We start from the raw sequence: 17,268 nt of genomic DNA, 5'->3' as shown, positions 1-17,268 counted from the left end.
GTCACTCCTTCGGCGAAGCCGGGGGGTAATGGGTGTTGATGGTCATGCCGTTGAAAACCTGCTGGGAGGCGAGATACGACGGGCCTTGGAACGTGACACCGCCCTCGAACCGGATTCCGCCTTCGAAGGGTGAGGTCTGTGCCGGCAGCGCAGGGAGTGCAATGCCATGCTTGCGCTGGAACCGAGTCCTCACCTGCTGGGCATCGAAGTCACCCGCGTGAGGGCCGATCGCTTCGGCGAGCTCAGCAAGCAGCACCAGCAAGACCGCGGCCGACTGGCCAGTGTTCCGGGCAAGTTCGGCGAGATTGTCGAGCCCGTCGCGCCAGTCTCGACCGTCCTCGAACGGTTCGACGCGCCACACATGTAGACGTGACAGCACCCGGTGGGTCAAGTGCTCGAGTCCGTCGGGTTCGGTGATGCCCGTCGCAGCGGACATTGCCTTGACGATCTGCGCATGCCGTGCACGTAGTCGCTGGCTCGTCACCTTCTCCACAAGGAGGCGCTGGAACGAAACGTGAGTGCTGTGAGCGCGTGCTCGAACTGCCAGATCATCCAGGTCAGCGAGGTCGTCGCTCGGCCCTGGCGCTGCCGCGCCGAGGAGGAGACGCCCGGTTTCCAGGGCATGCTCCCGAGTCTTCCAAGTCTCCGCAGCCTGGCCGAGTAACGAGATCAGCGCCTCACTGCTTCCCGTGACGGCCAGCTGCTTCTTGACCTGAAATTCGATCGTCGTGCTTTGGTGCGCCAGCCCTGCCCGCATGACGACGTCATCGAGCAGACTCCCTGCAACTCGCTGCTGCAATGCGACGCTCTCGACGGGCAGATCGATCCCCACGGGAACGTGCGCTCCGCGCAGCAGCCTGCTGAACGCCAAGGCTGCAACCCGGTACTCAAAGATCGTCCCTGCGCCCCCCGTTGCCTCTGGGGGCGCCACTCCGTACGCCATTTCCCCTCCCTGCTTCTGCGTTACTCACCACATTAGAAACGACTACCGACAAAATCGTAACTCGAATATCTATTCGATATTAGAGCGTCAGAGTTCCCGAGGGGGCACACGACTTCACCTAGTCATTCCTGTGGAGCTCCTGCTTCACCATGGGTGGATATGACACGTAAGCCGAGTGATATCGCTTATGGATCGCCAGCGGCATCGCCCAGGCCACGGTCGCATAGCGGATGGTGCCCTGGAGCGCTGCGGGCCTAGTCCTGAAGATCTCCCGGTCTGGCTACAGTGCCGCCCGTGCACCGGACCAAAACAGCCGTTAGTCATGGCAAATACGTGCGCAACTCCGACTTGCGATGCGAAATCTACTTGCACCGCATTGGGGCGGCGCCGGGTAACGGGCGGGACGTGTTCGTCGCCGGCGCCCAAGGCATCCCGTCCTACCTCGTAGCCGCCCACGCCGGGCGGACGCCGACCAGCGATCGATCACTCGGCAGGCTGCCTTGTACGGGTAAAGGAATGATCACTGGCGCGCACAGGACAACCGCTCACATCGGTTTCTTACCGTCGTTGCGGGCGAGTCCGGCGTTGAAGAGCGATTCAAGCTGGTCGTATCGGCCGTCAGCGATGCTTAGGAACGCTGTCACCATCTCAGGATCGAAGGACGCCCCCGATTCCTGACTCATGATTTCAAGAGCCGCTTCGATGCTCCTCGCAGGCCGGTAAGCACGTCCGGTGGCGACGGCGTCGAACACGTCGGCCACGGCAATCACGCGAGCGCTCTCCGGAATCTCCCTGCCCGCCAAGCCCCTCGGATAGCCGCGGCCGTCGAACCGTTCGTGGTGGTGAAGAATCCCCTCCATGGCAGCCTCGGTGAGGAGCATTCGAGCAGCTGGTTCCAGGAACTCGTCGAAGAGCTCCACCAGCCCCGCGACGATGCTCACGCCACAGCTTGTATGCGATTGAATCAGCACATATTCCTCCTGGGTGAGAGCTCCGTCTTTGTTGAGGACAGCGCCAGGGACTGCGAGCTTGCCGATGTCGTGAAACAGCCCAGCCAGACGTACCACCTCCAACGCTTCAGAGCACATCCCCATTCGATCGCCGATCATGGCGGCCAGCCGCGAGATACGTTCGCTGTGCCGGCGCGTGTGGGGGCTCTTGATATCCAGCGCAATCATCAGCATCTCTGCCAGATCATCTGCAGTCACTTCGCCGTCGAACGGCTCAGGTGGCCGAGCAGTGACGAGGTGGCCGGCATCGGCCCAGGCCCGCCATAGTGTGGGCGCGTCCTGCGGGCGTCCCTGTGCGATCAGGAGACCGGCCATTCGTACGGCGGCCGCTCTGTCACCGGTGCCAGCATCATTGGCCTGCCTGCGCGCGAGCTCCCGTTCTGCTCGGTTCTGTTCGTCGAGAAGGCCGATCAGCGTCGTTCTCGCAGATCCCTCACCCGCATCGGCCTTGGCCCGCCACAGCGCCAGCGCGTCATCTGTCCGGCCCTGTCCAACCAGGAGCATGGCCAAGAGCCCAGTCGCCTGCCCGCTACCAGAGCGGATGGCGTGACGGTACAAAGCTCCAGCATGCTGGTACAAGAGGCGATGTTGTGCGGCGTGGGCGACGCGGGTCTGGTCACCAGGGTCAGTGAGATGGTCGACCAATGCCTGCCAGCAGGTGCTTGGGACCTCTGACAGATGGCGGTGCTGCCCGACGTGTTGCTGGAGGTAGTCGGCGACCTGGTAACCGTTGATCTGCCCCATGGTGGTGGAGCTGGCGACCGGCGCGAGGGCGGCCGCGGCGCCGTTCAACATGCCGGTGGCGTACGCGAGGGCGGTCTCGAACCAGTCGGGTGGGGCGATGGCGCGCTGGCGAACGTCGCAATACCCGGGTGATGCGGCACGTAGCAGGTCCGGGCTGAGCGGGGAAACAGCACCAAGGCGAGTTGCGTCGATGGCGGCATTCAGCACAGCGGCGGCGTAGGGGTCTGCGCTGCGCCATCGATTCACCAGTTGTGGGGCTGCGGCGATGATTTGGGTGAGCCCGTAATCCCCCGATCGCAAGGCCAAGGCGATCCGTTGATCCCCGGAGGTCGCCACGGCTTCGGCGCGCTCGCGCTCCGCGGTACTGAAGGAGCCCCGCAGATGAACCACATCGGCCAGATCGAGCAGCTCGCGTTCAGCGGCGTACAGATCCGGCTGACCTGGGCCCGGCACCGCTGTGTAGGCGGTATAACGCTCGGGCCAGATGGTCGCGATCAGGACCGTGCCTGCCTCCAGCAGGACGCGGACGGTGGCGGCGCTCAGGCCGGCTGAGCCGCCCAAGTACCGTTGCAGCTCATCCAGCCACACGACCAAGCGTCCGGTCACCTGCTCGGCGGCCTGACGGACCTGCCCGGCATCAGCGGGATGTAGCAACCACCAGTGTGGCAGCACCGCTCCGATCGCTTCATACGCACTTCGGGACTTACCCACCGATGATTCGCCGACCAGCACCACCATTCCGCCTCGACTGGCGGCCTTGGCCAGCAGACTCCGAACTCCACGTGGGGCGGTATCGGTGTCACGAAGGATGTAGGCGGGAAGGTCGCCGGTCGCGCCCGGAGCATCGATCGCGGCATGCACACCCAGCCGCCGCGGGTCGGCCTGTGCCACCCGGATCAGACCGGCAGTGCCAGGGGCATCGGCGGTTAGCGCACGTTCTCTCGCCTCTTGCCACGCCTTCCACTGCTCGCGGGGAACCGCGCAGGCACGCAGGAACACCTCCAGCGTCTCCCGGCTGGCCCTACCCTTGTTGAGCAGATCCGACAACGTCGAACTCGGTAACCCTTCCTTCGGCCGGTTTCCGGGGTTGGCTGCTTTGTCGAGGTCGGCGTATGAGTGGCCCGCCCGTAAGGCCCGTAGCGCAGATATCAGCTCGAGGACGGTGTGCACCTGGCTGGGGTCTGGCATCTCAACGTGCACCAGCGACGCTCCTCCCCGTCCTGAATCCCATCCAGCCGCAGAGTCCTTCGCCCACTGGCTCGGACGGCGCCGGACCGGTTCCACTCCCATCGTCGGTGCGACCCCAGCAGCCGTCCAGCCTGCAGGTCAGGTTCGCCCTGCGCGGTGGCGCCTCCGGCATGTTCCGTATCCGATGCCGGACCCTCGTCCTGCGCTGACTATGAGAGCAGCCAACGCACATCTCGGAGGAACCCAATGGAGCTTCTGGTTGACCTCATCCCACTGGCCGTCGCCGCCCTCAATCTGACCACCGCCCTCATCAACCGCGAAAAGCACGCCGGCCCGACGCCCGGCACACGGGGAAGACAAAAGGCGGCATCTTGCGGGCCGTGTGACCGCTGCTTTCCGCAGTCGGACGCCGGACAGAGCGCGGGCCCGTCCCGATCAACAGCACCGCCAGCCACATGAGCACGTACATCGGCCGGCATTCCCGTCTGCGGGGGACGTGGCGCAATGGTCCGGTTGTGGACCATTGACGAGAAGAAACCTCACCACGAAGATCAACCAACGGCCTGCTGGCAGGCCTGATCAAAAACCTGCACAATTGCCCTCGTGAAGGTGTACGTCGGGGTCACTGACGGAAGTTGGTACCGGTTCCTCTCCGCACGCCCATCGCTCACCGAGGTCAACTTCTGGCGCCCCTCCAGCAGCCGCGAATTCCGCGCGCTTGACCACGGCGAACCGTTCTTCTTCAAGACCCATCACCCACACAACCGCGTAGTCGGCGGTGGCTTCTTCAGCGGCTTCGCCCCGCTTCGCGTCTCAGAGGCCTGGGAGTTCTTCGGACAAGGCAACGGCTCATCAAGCCTCGGCGAGTTACGCCACCAGGTCGGGCGATACCGCAGCCAGCCGATAGACCCCGGAGAGGACCCGGTCATCGGCTGCGTCATCATCCGCGCCGCCTTCTTCTTCCCCGACGATCGAATTGCCGGCCCGCCCCCGGACTTCGCATCCAACATCGTGCAGGGCAAAAGCTACGACCTCGCAAGCCACCCGGCCGCCGACTACTTCCATGACCTGCTGCACAGAATCGGCATCGGCGTCAACATCGACCTGTCCGAGCCGTGGCACCGTGACGGGCCGGTCTATGGGGATCCACGGCTGGCCCCTCGCAGGCTCGGCCAGCTGGCCTTTCAGGCCGTGGTCCTGCACGCCTACGAACGCCGGTGCGCGATCAGCGGTGACAGAATCCGACCGGTCCTGCAGGCGGCCCACATCCGCCCAGTCGCAGCAGGCGGTCAGCATCGCCTGGACAACGGGCTACTTCTCCGCTCGGACATCCACACGCTGTTCGACCGAGGCTACTTAGCGATCGATCCCAAGCATCGCCTGCTGGTCAGCCCCAGACTGCGCGAGGAGTTCGGCAACGGCGAGGAGTTCTACCGCCGGGCCGGACAGGAAATTCACGTCCCGATCCGACCACGAGACCGACCCCATCCCGAGACCCTCGAGTGGCACGTCGACGAGGTCTTCTTACGCACATAGGCTGCCCTGACAGATCCGGCTCTCCCTTCACTTCCGGCTCGGTCGAAGGGCACATCAACCGCGTCATCCGTCTGGAAGCCAATGTCAGGCTGGGCCATAGGGCCTGCCAGTAGATTTGGCCGGCCGGGTTCCGCGGCGGCCCTAAACAATCACCTCTCGTGATGGGCATCTCCGGCTTCGAACCAATCTTCTCGTCGGATTTGAGGCCGTCCGCAAGGAACATGGACCGGACTGGCCGCGCTTGGTGGCCGGCGTCTGATGGGATTCGTGCTCGTGCGTTTCGCCAGGGATGGGTACTGGTTCGCTGACTGCCCCGTCGTCTGGCGCTTCGACGGCATCCAGCCGGAGATCAGCCACTTGCAGCTCGACGAGCTTTCGATCGACCGGAACTCCATCGTATATCGAACACAGTTTCATATTGCCTCGTTCCAAGTTCCGATCTATAAAAAAGGGAGATCCATCTATCAAAGCGGCTCGGTTGCATGAAGCGGGTGCCAATGCTGGATGCATGGAGAAATCGCCTCTTCTATGGCGATAATCTCGACATACTCCGCCGACACATCGACGACCGATCCGTTGACCTCGTCTACCTCGATCCGCCATTCAACTCCAACCGCTCCTACAACGTCCTTTTCCGTCATCGCACAGGCCAAGAGTCTCAAGCCCAGATAGAGGCATTCGACGACACATGGACATGGAGCCAGGAGAGCGAAGCTCAATATCAACAACTATTGAACGGCGGCGCCCCTGCACGACTCGCGGACGCGATGGAAGCTATGCGCAGGGTGCTGGGAACTAATGATGTGCTGGCCTATCTGGTAATGATGGCCGCTCGGCTGATAGAGCTGTATCGCGTTATGAAGCCCACCGGTTCGCTCTATCTTCACTGCGATCCGACCGCATCGCACTACCTAAAAATCCTACTCGATGCGATATTTGGTGGCGAGAATTTCCGGAACGAGATTTCCTGGCTGCGGGCAGGCGCGAAGAATGATTCCCTACGTTATGGCAGATCACACGATGTGATTCTTTTCTATACTGCGGGCAGGACATTCATCTGGAACGTTCAATACACCCCCTTCGATCCGAAGTCAATCGAAAAGAACTACACACACGTCGAAGCTGAGACGGGGAGGCGATATCGGCGAGGCGATTTGACCGCCGCAAAACCCGGCGGTGATGTCGACTTTGAATGGCAGGGCGTCCGCCCATACCGCGGTCGGCATTGGGCATACTCCCGCGAGAAGCTCGACCAGCTGCTGGCAGAAGGCCGGATAGAGTTCCGTAGAACCGGGATGCCGGTGTTCAAGCGCTATCTGGATGAGCAGTCAGGGGTTCCTCTGCAAGACGTCTGGACCGACATCCGGCTCACCTCTGCAGACAAGGAACGTCTGGGGTACCCGACGCAGAAGCCACTTAAGCTCTTGGAACGCATCGTCTCCGCTAGCAGCAACCCTGGCCAAGTTGTGCTAGACCCATTCTGTGGCTGTGGTACCGCTATCGACGCAGCCCAGAAAATGGGCCGTCGTTGGATAGGAATAGACATCACATATCTTGCGATAGATTTGATCGAAAAGCGCCTGCGTGGAGTGTACGGCGATGCAGTTATGGACTCCTTTACAGTCCTAGGCATACCTCACGATATAGAAGCAGCTCGTTCACTGTTCCATCGATCCCCGTTCGAGTTCGAACGCTGGGCGGTCTCCCTCATCGACGGACAGCCTAACGAGAGGCAAGTCGGCGACAAGGGCTTCGACGGTGTAATTAGATTTCCTATCGACGGCCGAGGCGGAACCGATCGGGTTTTGATCTCTGTCAAAGGCGGGCGACAGCTCGGCCCTCATATGGTCCGTGATCTCGCTGGTGCCGTCGGCCATCAAGGAGCTGCAGGCGGCATCCTTATTACCTTGGAGCGCCCGACACGAGGAATGCTCCACGAGGTCAACAGGTCCGGACTCTTCCATGCCGAACGCCATGGCCGGTCCTACCCTAAACTTCAATTAATTACAGTAGAAGAGCTTCTCACTGGAACACGCCCCGAACTTCCACCCGCACTTCTACCCTATATACAAGCACAACGCCGGCCCGCAGCACACACGCAACTGACACTCGACTGACTTCGCGATGCAGGTACGCGGCCTGGACGGTCAGCGGCAGCGTGTCCGTCAGAGTGATTACGCCGTTCCACATCGCATGCCTTAGATCATGACGGATTGCCGATGGCAAGCAACTGGTGCAGCGAGGCGCGGGACTTCTGCGGGACAGCCGTCGTCTGGGAGCAGCAGTCGCTACCATCCTCGGGTGGCGCAAGCTCAGCGCAGGCACATCCCCAACGAGATCCGGCGCGCACTCTTCGACGCGACCGACAGGCGATGCACCATATGCCGCAGACCCCTGGACATCGAGGGCGGCACCCACCACATCGGCGAGATGGGTCACATCGCGCCGCACTCCCCGGACGGGCCTCGCCGGGAGGCGGCCAGGCCGGCGGAAGTCGATGGCCTCGGCAACCTCATGTTGCTGTGCCCGAGCTGCCATCGAACTATCGACAAAGAGCCGGGCCTGTGGCCGGATGAGCATCTGCGCGCCATCAAGGCCGAGCATGAGGGGTGGGTGGTCGTCGAACGGGCCCGACCGGAGCCCGACAAGCCACTCGACGAAGAGCCGATGGGCCTCGGCGAGATCGTAGAGATCGGGGACGTCGCCTACCGGGTCACGAGCGATCCCGAGGAGAAGAGGTCCGCGGACGGCACAGCGATCGTGTCCCGGGCGTTCGCATTCGCGCCGGACGGCCGTCACGTCTGGATCCGCAGGATCGCCACCAGATGGCCGGGTTCCGAGGCTCTGGAACGCCGCGTCGCCCTGGCCGACGAGGCCGGCCTGCTCACCGAGGCACTCCCCGGCCTGCCGCCGCCCGTCGCGGCATCCATGACGGCGGAGACGGCGGTGCTGGTCACCGCGGTTCCCTCGTTCACCACCCTGGCCCACTTCTATGGCGGCCGGGGCCGCGAGGCCGAGGCCATACGTGTCCTGGCCGCCGGAGCCGCCGGGCTCTGCGAAGGGCTGGCCTCCCTGCATGCCAGAGGCCTCGCCCATGGCGCCCTCCACCCTGATTCGATCATGACCGACCGGGACGGAGGGCTCTTCCTGCGCGACGCCGGCCATGCATTCCTGCATCCCACCGAACCCGCCGAGGACATCCGCCGGCTGGCCGAGCTGATCCACATGACGGTAACCGGGCGCCCACCTGTGCCGCTCGTCTCGGCCGCAGTCCTGAACCCCGCCGTCCCGGAGCGCTTCGCCCGCGCCCTCAACCGCGCGCTCTCACCCGACCCGGCCAAGCGCGGCGACATCGCGGAACTCGGCGCGGAACTGCGCATCTGAGGCGAAGGAGCAGATCGTGGAGAGAAGGGTCGTCGACCTCGGTCCCGAGGTCGGTCTGCTCTGGTCCAAGAACTTTCCCAGCAAACTGGTCGGACAGCGCGAACGCCATCCCCTACTACCAGGGCTGGAAGGGATCTGCCACGACCTGTGGGCGGCCGGCCCGCAGAATCTGATCCCCGCTCGCCTGGAACGCGGCCGCGAGGGCCGGGACGACTTCCTCAAAATCTACATCGACGGCCGATACGCGCTCATGCTCTTCCCCACCCAGGACTTGCGCGGCTACCGGATCGGCTGGATCCATCCGATGCGCTTCAGCGACCACGACCAGATCGTGCGGGGCGGCCTGCTGCTGCGCGCCGGGCAATGGCGGGTCTTCGACCACCCCTACCAGCTGCATCACTCCTCCGGCTGGCCAGCCGTCCAGACCGCCTGGGCCACCGGCGTCACCGCGCCGCCCGATCAAGACTCCACGGTACGGGCCTCCCACACCGCCTATCTCGACCGGCTCGCCACACTGGTGGACCAGGGACGACGAATCGAGTCCTCGGCCGGTGACGCCAGCCGGCTCGTCCCGTACCACCGCGTCACTCCGGTGGCCGCGACCCGCCGCTCCGCACGGTCGGTGCACGCCTTCCAGCTCATCGACGCCAACCGGCTGACCGCCGGCACCCGCGTGCACATCGACGGCGACCCCGACCTGCGCGGCCGGATCGAGCGGATCGACGAGGGCGTGGCAACGGTACGGTTCGAACGGCCCGTGGACTTCGGCCGCATTCCTGAGAGCGGCGCCTTCGCCGAATCGCCCAACCTGATCGCCTACGACAAGAAGCGGGCGGCCATCGAGATGCTGCGGGAGGGCCGCGCCCGCAATCCGCTGCTGCTGACCACGCTGGTCGACCGCCGCTTCCAGCCCTTCGCCCCCGCGCTCGGGCGCCGTCCCCGCGAGCATCTGGACGCCAGCCAGCTCAGCGCCTTTCACAAGGCGCTGACCGTTCCCGACCTCGCCCTCATCCAGGGACCGCCCGGCACCGGCAAGACGCACACCATCCGCCAGGTCGTCCTGGCCTGCGCCGAGGAGCAGCGCAAGGTCCTCATCTCCTCCTACACCAACCGAGCGGTCGACAACGTGCTCCAGGACCTGCCGGAGGACCTGCTGGTCCTGCGGATCGGCCGGGAGGACGGCGTCACACCGGGCTGCGAGCACCTGATGCTGGAGGCGCGGGCGGTCGAGCTCCAGCGGCGTATCGCCGAGCGGACGGAGCCCGTCCTCGCCCGCTACGGCGCCGCGGCTTCGGATGGCCCGGCGGACGCCCTGTTCCGGCAGCTCGTCGAGGATCTGCGGCGTCTGGAGGAGGCTGGTGCGGACGTCCGGCGGAGCGCCGCCGCGCTGGCCGAGCGGGAAGATGCCGTGACGGCCGATCTTCGACGGCGGACGAGTGCCCTGGACGACGAGGGGCGCCGCCACGAGGAGCTGCTCGCCGCGCACGTCCAGGCCCTTCAGCGGCTCGACCTCGCGCTGGGCAGGGCGCGGCGGGCCGCCGACCTCCCGCTGGTCGGCCGGTTCTTCCTGCGGCGGCTCACCCGCCTCCAAGGGGAGCGGTCCGCGACGGCCGCCGAGTCCGACGGCATCCGTCGGACGCTGGCCGCGATCGCGCAGGACCGGGCACGATTGGCGGCTGAGCTCGACCAGGTCCGTGCCACGCATCCCGACCTCGTGGCCGCCCGCCGGGCTCACGAGCGCGACCTGGCCGGGCAACGAACCCGCGCCGAGCGGGCCGCGCAGGTCGCCACGTCCCTGCGCGGACTGCTCGACGGCGAGACGCCCGAGATCAGTGCCGACCCGGCGAAGTTGGCCGCGTTCCTGCCCGGCGCGGGCTCGGCACTCGGGCTGATGCGCAGGCGGCTCGATCTCCTGACGTCCTGGCGCGGACAACTCGAGCGGCGCACCGAGCAGTTGTACGGCGAGCTCGTCAGATACGCCGACGTGATCGGCGCGACCTGCATCGGCACCGCGACGAGCGAGCATCTCGACAACGTCGACTTCGACGTGGCCATCGTCGACGAAGCCGGCCAGATCAGCACGGCCGACCTGCTCGTCCCGCTGGTCCGGGCACGCAGGGCCGTCCTCGTCGGCGACCACGTCCAGCTGCCGCCGCTGCCGGATCAGCGGCTGGTCGCCTGGGCCGCGGCGGAGCACCCCGGCGATTCCGGGCTGGCCCGGCTCATCACCGACAGCGCCTTCGAGCTACTGTTCCCCTCGACGCCCCCGGAGAACAAGGAGCTGCTGCGCTTCCAGCGGCGGATGCCCGAGAGCTTGGCCCGCTTCATCTCCCGCCACTTCTACGGCGGTCTCCTGGAAACCGACGTGAGACGGGTCCACCACGACGACCTGTTCGCCGCTCCCGTGGCGTTCGTCGACACCGCGGAGCTCCCAGAGCGCGCGCGGCGCGACCGCAAACCCCGCGCGGACGAGCCCTGGCCCAAGGACAGCCGGCTGAACGAGTGCGAGGCCAGGCTGCTGGCGCTCCTGGCGGCCCACTACCACGCGCAGTCCGATGACTGGGCGGTCATTCTCCCGTACTCGGCTCAGATCGGCTTGGTCACCTCACTGCTCGCCCGGCGCATCGGCGACGAGAGCGTCGTCGCCCGCCGGGTGGCGACCGTCGACTCGTTCCAGGGCGGCCAGCATGACACGATCCTCTTCGGGTTCACGGTCAGCAACCCGTACCGCAACGTCGGCTTCCTCCGCGAGGTACGCCGCTCCAACGTGGCCTTCTCCCGTGCCAAGCAGCGGCTGATCCTCGTCGGTGATCTCACCACGCTCCTCAACGCCACCGACCCCGGCTTCCGCGACCTCGCACAGGCGCTGCACGACCACGTGCGAACCCCAGGGGACCTGCGCGGCTACCGCGAGATCATGCGACGCCTCGGGGAGAGCCCATGAGCAGCACGTCGGCCGACACGATCCTGTACCCCCAGACCCGCGCCCTGGAACACGCCGCCGACCTGCCCGGCATCCGGCCACTACGGATCCACGCGCTCGCCTTCCCCCTACACGCTGCGGAGCTTTCGGCGATCATCGAGGAACGCGGCCCGTTCGACCTCCTCGACCGGTACGTCGGCCTCGCCATCGCCGAGGGCCGGTTCACCCGCCTCCAGGACATCGCCGCGTTCCTGGGCGTCTCCGAGCACATGGTCGACCGGGTGCTGCGCTTCCTGGGCGGCATCGGCCACCTGCAGGGCAGCGCCGACGCCCTCTCCCTCACCGAGCGCGGCCTGCGGTCGGTCCGCGACGACCGCCGCTACACCGAGAAGCAGGAACGGCTACGCCTGTACTTCGACGGCGTGCGATGCGAGCCACTGCGTACCGCCCACTACACCCGCGGCGTCCAGATCCTCGACCGGGATGCCGCATACGCCCAGCGGGCCTTCCGCCTCCTCCCCGAGGCGTGTGGCTTCCGTCCGGGCGCCGTCGGGGAGCTTGGCCGGCGTCCCGACCGGGGCGAGTACGACTTGCCGGACGAGCTGCTCAACCTCGAGGTCCTAGAGGTGGGCCGGGCGTTCCTGCCCTGCTACACCGTCAGGGCGCACGACGGCCAGCGGCTCACGACGCTCGTCTACTCCGGCGTCGCCGAGCTACGGGACCATCACCTGGAGGAGATCCTCAACTCCTGGCCGACGGCCACGCACGTGATGGAGAGCTCCGACTCCGAGCAGCCGCGCGACCATTTCGCGGAGTGGATGCGCGAACGAGGGATCGCCCCGCAGGCACTTGCCTGGGTCGACCACTACAGCTTCCGGCTCGTCCTGCCGCCTTCCCGCTACTTGGGCCGCACGGTCGGGGCACGGGACAAGGGCACCTTCTCCCTGAGGATGCTCGGCTCGTACGTTGCACCGCGCAGCCACGTCCTCCAACTGTGGTGCGACGACGCCCCTACTCGGACCAAGGCCGTCCTCAACCGAGCCTTGGCCTACGCCACGGCGACCCGCCGCACGGTGCCAGAAGTGACGGCATTCCTCGAACGCGTCTGCCGCCAGCTCGAACCGGACGCCCACGTCACCATCGATGACCTGCAAAGGCACGCCCGCGAAGCCGGATACGGCACTATCGACCTCGGCGAAGGATGAAGATCCGTCCGGGTCTCTCAGGTATGCCCTTCTCTTCTGCCGTCCTGAGAGATGTCGAAGATCATCGTCCGCTTATGCGCCCGATCCGGCACGCCCTCGCCAGCCATTGGCCGACTGTCTTGAACAATTCTTCCTTGATTTCGGACAGTAGCTACGGTCGGTGCTTCACGAACTGCCATCATCCTCGGGCGACGTAGTACCCCTTGTGCGTATTGGCCTTGATGAACTCCATCAAGTGCTCCCGGGAAATGAACTTGCGTGAGCCGATAGCAACCCACTCGACATCCCCCTGATTCATCATCTGGTACAGCGTCGAGTAGCTGATACCGACAGCACCGACCACATCAAGCCCCGGACCAAGCCGCCCCGCTACGCACCGTCCCCGATCCGATCATGGATCCGACGCGAATCACCGACCTGAACATACGCCGAAGAGACCGGCTCGGCGGAGTCATCCACAAGTAGTCACATGCGGCTTGAACTACATGGATGTAGTTTTCGGCAGGCGCGGCCGCGACCTGGACCGCTCAGGCGAACAACATCGGACTGGAGGAGCGACTGGTGCAGTTGCCCGGCAGAGAGGGCGGCCTGCCCAACCCTCTGGCGCTGGTAAGCGGGGCACTGCAGAGTGCCACCACCCAGTTCGAGGTCTGGCGTGGATTTGGCCACGGCGATCTTCATGTGCGCAACATTCTCGTGCCAGAACATGGGCTCATCAAGAAGTCCATCCGGGATGAATTCCAGCTCATCGATGTGGGCCGCTTCTCGCATGAAGCGCCGGTCAGCCGCGATGCCACGAAGTTGCTGCTGTCCATCGCCCAAGAGTGGTTGCCTGGTCTGACTCCGGCCAGTGCACTGCGCTCCACCCTCGCCGAGCTCGTGGTCAGGCCACACTCAGTCGCCGCATCCCCACCGGTCAAGGGCTACCTCGAAGTCGCCGATCTCATTCACACCGCTGCACAGACTTGGGCTCAGGAGAGGAAGTCAACACACAGGTGGGCGGAGCAGAACCTGCTTGTGACGGTCGGGTGCGCGCTCCGTTACGTAGCGCGCGATGACCTCCCCGTGGAGGATCGCTGGTGGTTCCTCGAGGTGGCCGCTCTCGCCACCCGCCTCCTCGTCAATCCCGAGTTGGCTGGACAATCCAGGCAGACCCGCCCCACTCGCCATCGCCAGGACAGACTCCCGGCGACTGTTCCGGCGAGGAACGCGGCGTCGGTGACCACGCTTCCCGTACGCCGGAACAAGACCACGCGAGAGACCACACCGGGCCCTTCCGCCATCGCAGAACGCCAAGCACTAGACCTAATAGCCATGGGCGACGACCTCGTCTTGGCCATGAGCGAGGCCAGGATCGTGACGGTTGCGGACACGATGCTGAGCAAGGCGGGCGAGTTGCAGATGTCTCTCAGGCGATTAACCAACGTCGGCGGCGTCCGCAGGGAGCTGAACGCGCTCATCAAGCAACTCGGCGCCCTACGATACCCGCCGTCCCAAAGTTCCGCTATCACCGATGCCAAGGCTTCACTCACTGAATTCGAGACCTACGTGAATCAGCGTTGGCCAGCGCAGCGTGGCACGGGAAGATAGCCTTCCTGAGTTCTTGCGAAAATGGGGTAACGAATTGCAGACTAAACGCGCGAAATTGGAAAGCGCCGTTGCCGCCGACGAGTTCAAGGATATCTTCACCAACACCCGCGAGGCCATCGCCAAGGTCCGGAGCACGCGCACGAAACTGAAAACTCGACTAGAAAAGGAGAAGCAAAATCGGGCACTTGAAGGCAACACACTCAAGTATGCCAAGCAGGTGATTAGCGACCACATTCCCGCTCTCGACACCAAACTCAATAGACTCGATATCTTTTTGAACGGAATCAAGACCCATGGGCAGGCCGACGTCGCCGCCATTTCCTTGGTATCGGACGAAATCAGCGAGCGTCTAGCCGCCATCATGAGCTCGATCGATGGGTTGCACGCGACAGTGGATGACCTGCGCGTTGCCCTAGCCCACCGCCAACAGAGCGCCGCCACCGAGCGGCGAGAGGGGGTTCACGCCCAAATCTGGCAGCGTAGAAGGAGCAGTGCATGACGTGTCGCCGAACGCCAACTGCCTGCGCCACTGACGAGCTATACAGGTTGAATTCATAGGGTCGGTCATGGTTTTGCCGGGACGTCGAGGGTGAGGCGAAGCGGGGCGGGCTGCATTACCTGGTGCTGGACGGCACGCTGATCCGCATCGATCGGATCGCCGCCGATCGGCCGTACTTTCCGGCAAGCACCGCGTGCACGGGATGAACGTCCAGGTCATCGCCTCCCCGGACGGGACGATCCTGTGGACCTCCGGAGCGCTGCCTGGCAAAGCCCACGATCTGAGCGCCGCCCTCATCTGGGGCATCCTACGTGCGCTGGAGACGGCGGAATCATCACCTTGGCCGACAAGGCGTACCAGGGAGCCGAGGGCCCGGTCGTCACCCCGTACAAGGGCGACCCTGCTGGCTAACTCGCAACGTGCGTGGTGTGGTTCGGGATCTACTAGGTCAGGTGGATCATGAAGGGCGGCCGTCGTTCCCCTATCCCGGCTGCGTTTGGGGTGGTTTGGTGTCTGTGCAGCCATGTCCGTGGCCGGAGCCGTCGCCGTTGGTGGCGGAGGCGATCCGAGCGATGTATCGGGGGCGGCGAGAGATGCCGTTACCGGTTCGGGTGCGGGATGAGCTGGGTGAGTTGTTCGCCGATGAGCAGTTCGTGGCCGCGTTCGGGACGGAGGGGCGACCAGGCTGGTCTCCGGGTCGCCTGGCGTTGATCACGGTGCTGCAGCGGGTGGAGAACCTGACCGATCGGCGGGCCGCTGAAGCGGTCCGGACGGATCTGTCGTGGAAGTACGCGCTGGGGCTGGAGCTGGATGATCCGGGGTTCGACGCGAGTGTGTTGAGTGAGTTCCGGCCCGGGTGATCGCCCATGGGCTGGAGGAGCGGGTTCTGGACCTGCTGCTGGAGACGCTGCAGGCCAGAGGCTTGGTGAAAGCAGGCGGGAAACAGCGCACCGATGCCACACACGTGATCTCGGCGGTGCGGGACCTGAACCGGGTGGAGTTGGCCGGCGAATGTGTGCGGGCCGCCTTGGAAGTCCTCGCCGCAGCCGCGCCCGGCTGGGTGGAACAGGTGCTGGAGGTGCCGGACTGGGCGGATCGGTATCAGGCGCGAATCGACTCCTGGCGGCTGCCGGCCTCCAAGACCGCGCAGGAGCAGCTCGCGCGGGCCTACGGCGCTGACGGGTACGCACTCTGCGCGGCCCTCTACGCGCCGTTCTCCCCTGCCTGGCTGCGGGAACTGCCCGCGGTGCAGGCGTTGCGCGTGATGTTGATCCAGAACTTCACCCGGACCGTTGACGCCCGCGGACGGGAGGTGGTCGAACGGCGGCGGCCCCTGCGCGACGGCGGAGCGGGGCTGCCGCCCGGCAGACACCGGCTGGCCTCGCCCTACGATCTCGACACGCGCTGGTCGGCCAAGGCCGACGTGTTCTGGAACGGCTACAAGGTCCACATCAGCGAAACCTGCGGCACCAGCAGGAACGGCGAGGACGGCGACGCGAGCTCACCGCCGAACCTGATCACGAACGTGGCGACGACCGACGCGACCGTCGCGGACATGGCCATGACGGCCTCGATCCATCAAGGACTCCAGCGGCGGAATTTGCTTCCGGCCGAGCACTATGTCGATTCCGGATACGCCACAGCCGAGCTGATCGTCTCAGCCCGTGATCTTTACGGGCTGGCCTTGGTCGCACCGGTGCGGTTCGACTCCTCGCCCCAGGCCCGCGCCGCCACCGGATACGGCCGGGCCGCGTTCACCATCGACTGGAACGCCAAGCAAGCCACCTGCCCCCAAGGACAGACCAGCATCTCCTGGACCCCGACCATCCAGCGCGGCCTGGACACCATCGTGGTCAGATTCTCCGCCAAGACCTGCACGCCCTGCCCCGCCAGGACCGCATGCACCAGCGGCCGACGCCAGATCACCCTGCGTCACACCCAAGCCCAGCAACAAGCCCTCGACACCGCCCGCACCCAGCAGAGCAGCCAAGACTGGCAGCACAAGTACAAGATCCGCGCCGGAGTAGAGGGCACCATCCGGCAAGCCATCGCCATCACCGGCATCCGCCGAGCCCGCTATCGCGGACTGCGCAAGGTCCACCTCGAACACGTCATCTCAGCCACTGCTCTCAATCTCACCCGGCTCGATGCCTGGTGGAACGGCCACCCCCTCGACCGCACTCGTACGAGCCACCTCGCCCGACTCGGCCAGACCCTCACGGTCTGAACCCGAGTTAGCCAGCAGG

The 17,268-nt window shown here is 65.2% G+C and carries 12 protein-coding genes and 1 pseudogene; 11 read left to right on the top strand and 2 right to left on the bottom strand.

Going from position 1 to position 17,268, the window contains the following annotated elements; all coding sequences use genetic code 11:
* Position 1 precedes the first annotated feature (1 nt).
* Positions 2-943 (bottom strand): hypothetical protein, encoded by a 942-nt coding sequence (locus ACFKCF_RS50085; RefSeq protein WP_394502929.1) that lies wholly within the window; start codon positions 941-943, stop codon positions 2-4.
* A gap of 545 nt (positions 944-1,488) precedes the next feature.
* Positions 1,489-3,897: an HD domain-containing phosphohydrolase gene (locus ACFKCF_RS50080; RefSeq protein WP_394502927.1), complete on the bottom strand. Its 2,409-nt coding sequence runs from the start codon at positions 3,895-3,897 to the stop codon at positions 1,489-1,491.
* 591 nt (positions 3,898-4,488) lie between these two features.
* On the opposite strand from ACFKCF_RS50080, the gene ACFKCF_RS50075 reads away from it, so the two are divergent.
* From ACFKCF_RS50075 to ACFKCF_RS50025, 11 genes and pseudogenes are all read left to right on the top strand, one after another.
* Positions 4,489-5,421 (top strand): HNH endonuclease, encoded by a 933-nt coding sequence (locus tag ACFKCF_RS50075; RefSeq protein ID WP_394502925.1) that lies wholly within the window; start codon positions 4,489-4,491, stop codon positions 5,419-5,421.
* Positions 5,422-5,679: 258 nt separating this feature from the next.
* Positions 5,680-5,907: a hypothetical protein gene (locus ACFKCF_RS50070; protein ID WP_394502923.1), complete on the top strand. Its 228-nt coding sequence runs from the start codon at positions 5,680-5,682 to the stop codon at positions 5,905-5,907.
* The gene (locus ACFKCF_RS50065; protein WP_394502921.1) at positions 5,904-7,538 is read left to right on the top strand and encodes a DNA methyltransferase; all 1,635 of its coding nucleotides are present in this window, start codon (positions 5,904-5,906) and stop codon (positions 7,536-7,538) included. Before ACFKCF_RS50070 ends, ACFKCF_RS50065 begins: the two co-directional genes overlap by 4 nt.
* Positions 7,539-7,722: 184 nt before the next feature.
* Positions 7,723-8,805, top strand: coding sequence for a hypothetical protein (locus ACFKCF_RS50060; protein WP_364856685.1), 1,083 nt, complete (start codon positions 7,723-7,725; stop codon positions 8,803-8,805).
* 16 nt (positions 8,806-8,821) lie between these two features.
* Positions 8,822-11,749: an AAA domain-containing protein gene (locus ACFKCF_RS50055; protein ID WP_364856683.1), complete on the top strand. Its 2,928-nt coding sequence runs from the start codon at positions 8,822-8,824 to the stop codon at positions 11,747-11,749.
* Complete coding sequence (locus ACFKCF_RS50050; protein WP_364856681.1) at positions 11,746-12,933, top strand: hypothetical protein; 1,188 nt, start codon at positions 11,746-11,748, stop codon at positions 12,931-12,933. The genes ACFKCF_RS50055 and ACFKCF_RS50050 overlap by 4 nt, the downstream gene beginning before the upstream one ends.
* Before the next feature lie 561 nt (positions 12,934-13,494).
* The gene (locus tag ACFKCF_RS50045; protein WP_394502919.1) at positions 13,495-14,523 is read left to right on the top strand and encodes a hypothetical protein; all 1,029 of its coding nucleotides are present in this window, start codon (positions 13,495-13,497) and stop codon (positions 14,521-14,523) included.
* Positions 14,507-15,022: a hypothetical protein gene (locus tag ACFKCF_RS50040; RefSeq protein ID WP_394502917.1), complete on the top strand. Its 516-nt coding sequence runs from the start codon at positions 14,507-14,509 to the stop codon at positions 15,020-15,022. The genes ACFKCF_RS50045 and ACFKCF_RS50040 overlap by 17 nt, the downstream gene beginning before the upstream one ends.
* Before the next feature lie 116 nt (positions 15,023-15,138).
* Positions 15,139-15,418, top strand: a pseudogene (locus ACFKCF_RS50035) (transposase family protein); the annotation flags it as partial.
* 197 nt (positions 15,419-15,615) lie between these two features.
* Positions 15,616-15,882: a transposase gene (locus ACFKCF_RS50030; protein ID WP_394502915.1), complete on the top strand. Its 267-nt coding sequence runs from the start codon at positions 15,616-15,618 to the stop codon at positions 15,880-15,882.
* Positions 15,879-17,249 carry a transposase gene (locus ACFKCF_RS50025; protein WP_394502913.1) on the top strand — a complete coding sequence of 457 codons (1,371 nt, stop codon included), beginning with the start codon at positions 15,879-15,881 and terminating at the stop codon, positions 17,247-17,249. The genes ACFKCF_RS50030 and ACFKCF_RS50025 overlap by 4 nt, the downstream gene beginning before the upstream one ends.
* The last annotated feature ends 19 nt before the right edge of the window (positions 17,250-17,268 follow it).

It is taken from the genome of Nonomuraea sp. JJY05 (genome assembly GCF_043496855.1).
Lineage (GTDB): Bacteria > Actinomycetota > Actinomycetes > Streptosporangiales > Streptosporangiaceae > Nonomuraea.
This window is presented reverse-complemented; position numbering and strand designations above follow the sequence as displayed.

Excerpts from the sequence above, each read along its gene's own strand:
- ACFKCF_RS50085 (WP_394502929.1), bottom strand. The coding sequence starts at position 943 with ATGGCGTACGGAGTGGCGCCCCCAGAGGCAACGGGGGGCGCAGGGACG.
- ACFKCF_RS50030 (WP_394502915.1), top strand. The coding sequence starts at position 15,616 with ATGCCGTTACCGGTTCGGGTGCGGGATGAGCTGGGTGAGTTGTTCGCC.
- ACFKCF_RS50070 (WP_394502923.1), top strand. The coding sequence starts at position 5,680 with ATGGGATTCGTGCTCGTGCGTTTCGCCAGGGATGGGTACTGGTTCGCT.
- ACFKCF_RS50065 (WP_394502921.1), top strand. The coding sequence starts at position 5,904 with ATGAAGCGGGTGCCAATGCTGGATGCATGGAGAAATCGCCTCTTCTAT.
- ACFKCF_RS50050 (WP_364856681.1), top strand. The coding sequence starts at position 11,746 with ATGAGCAGCACGTCGGCCGACACGATCCTGTACCCCCAGACCCGCGCC.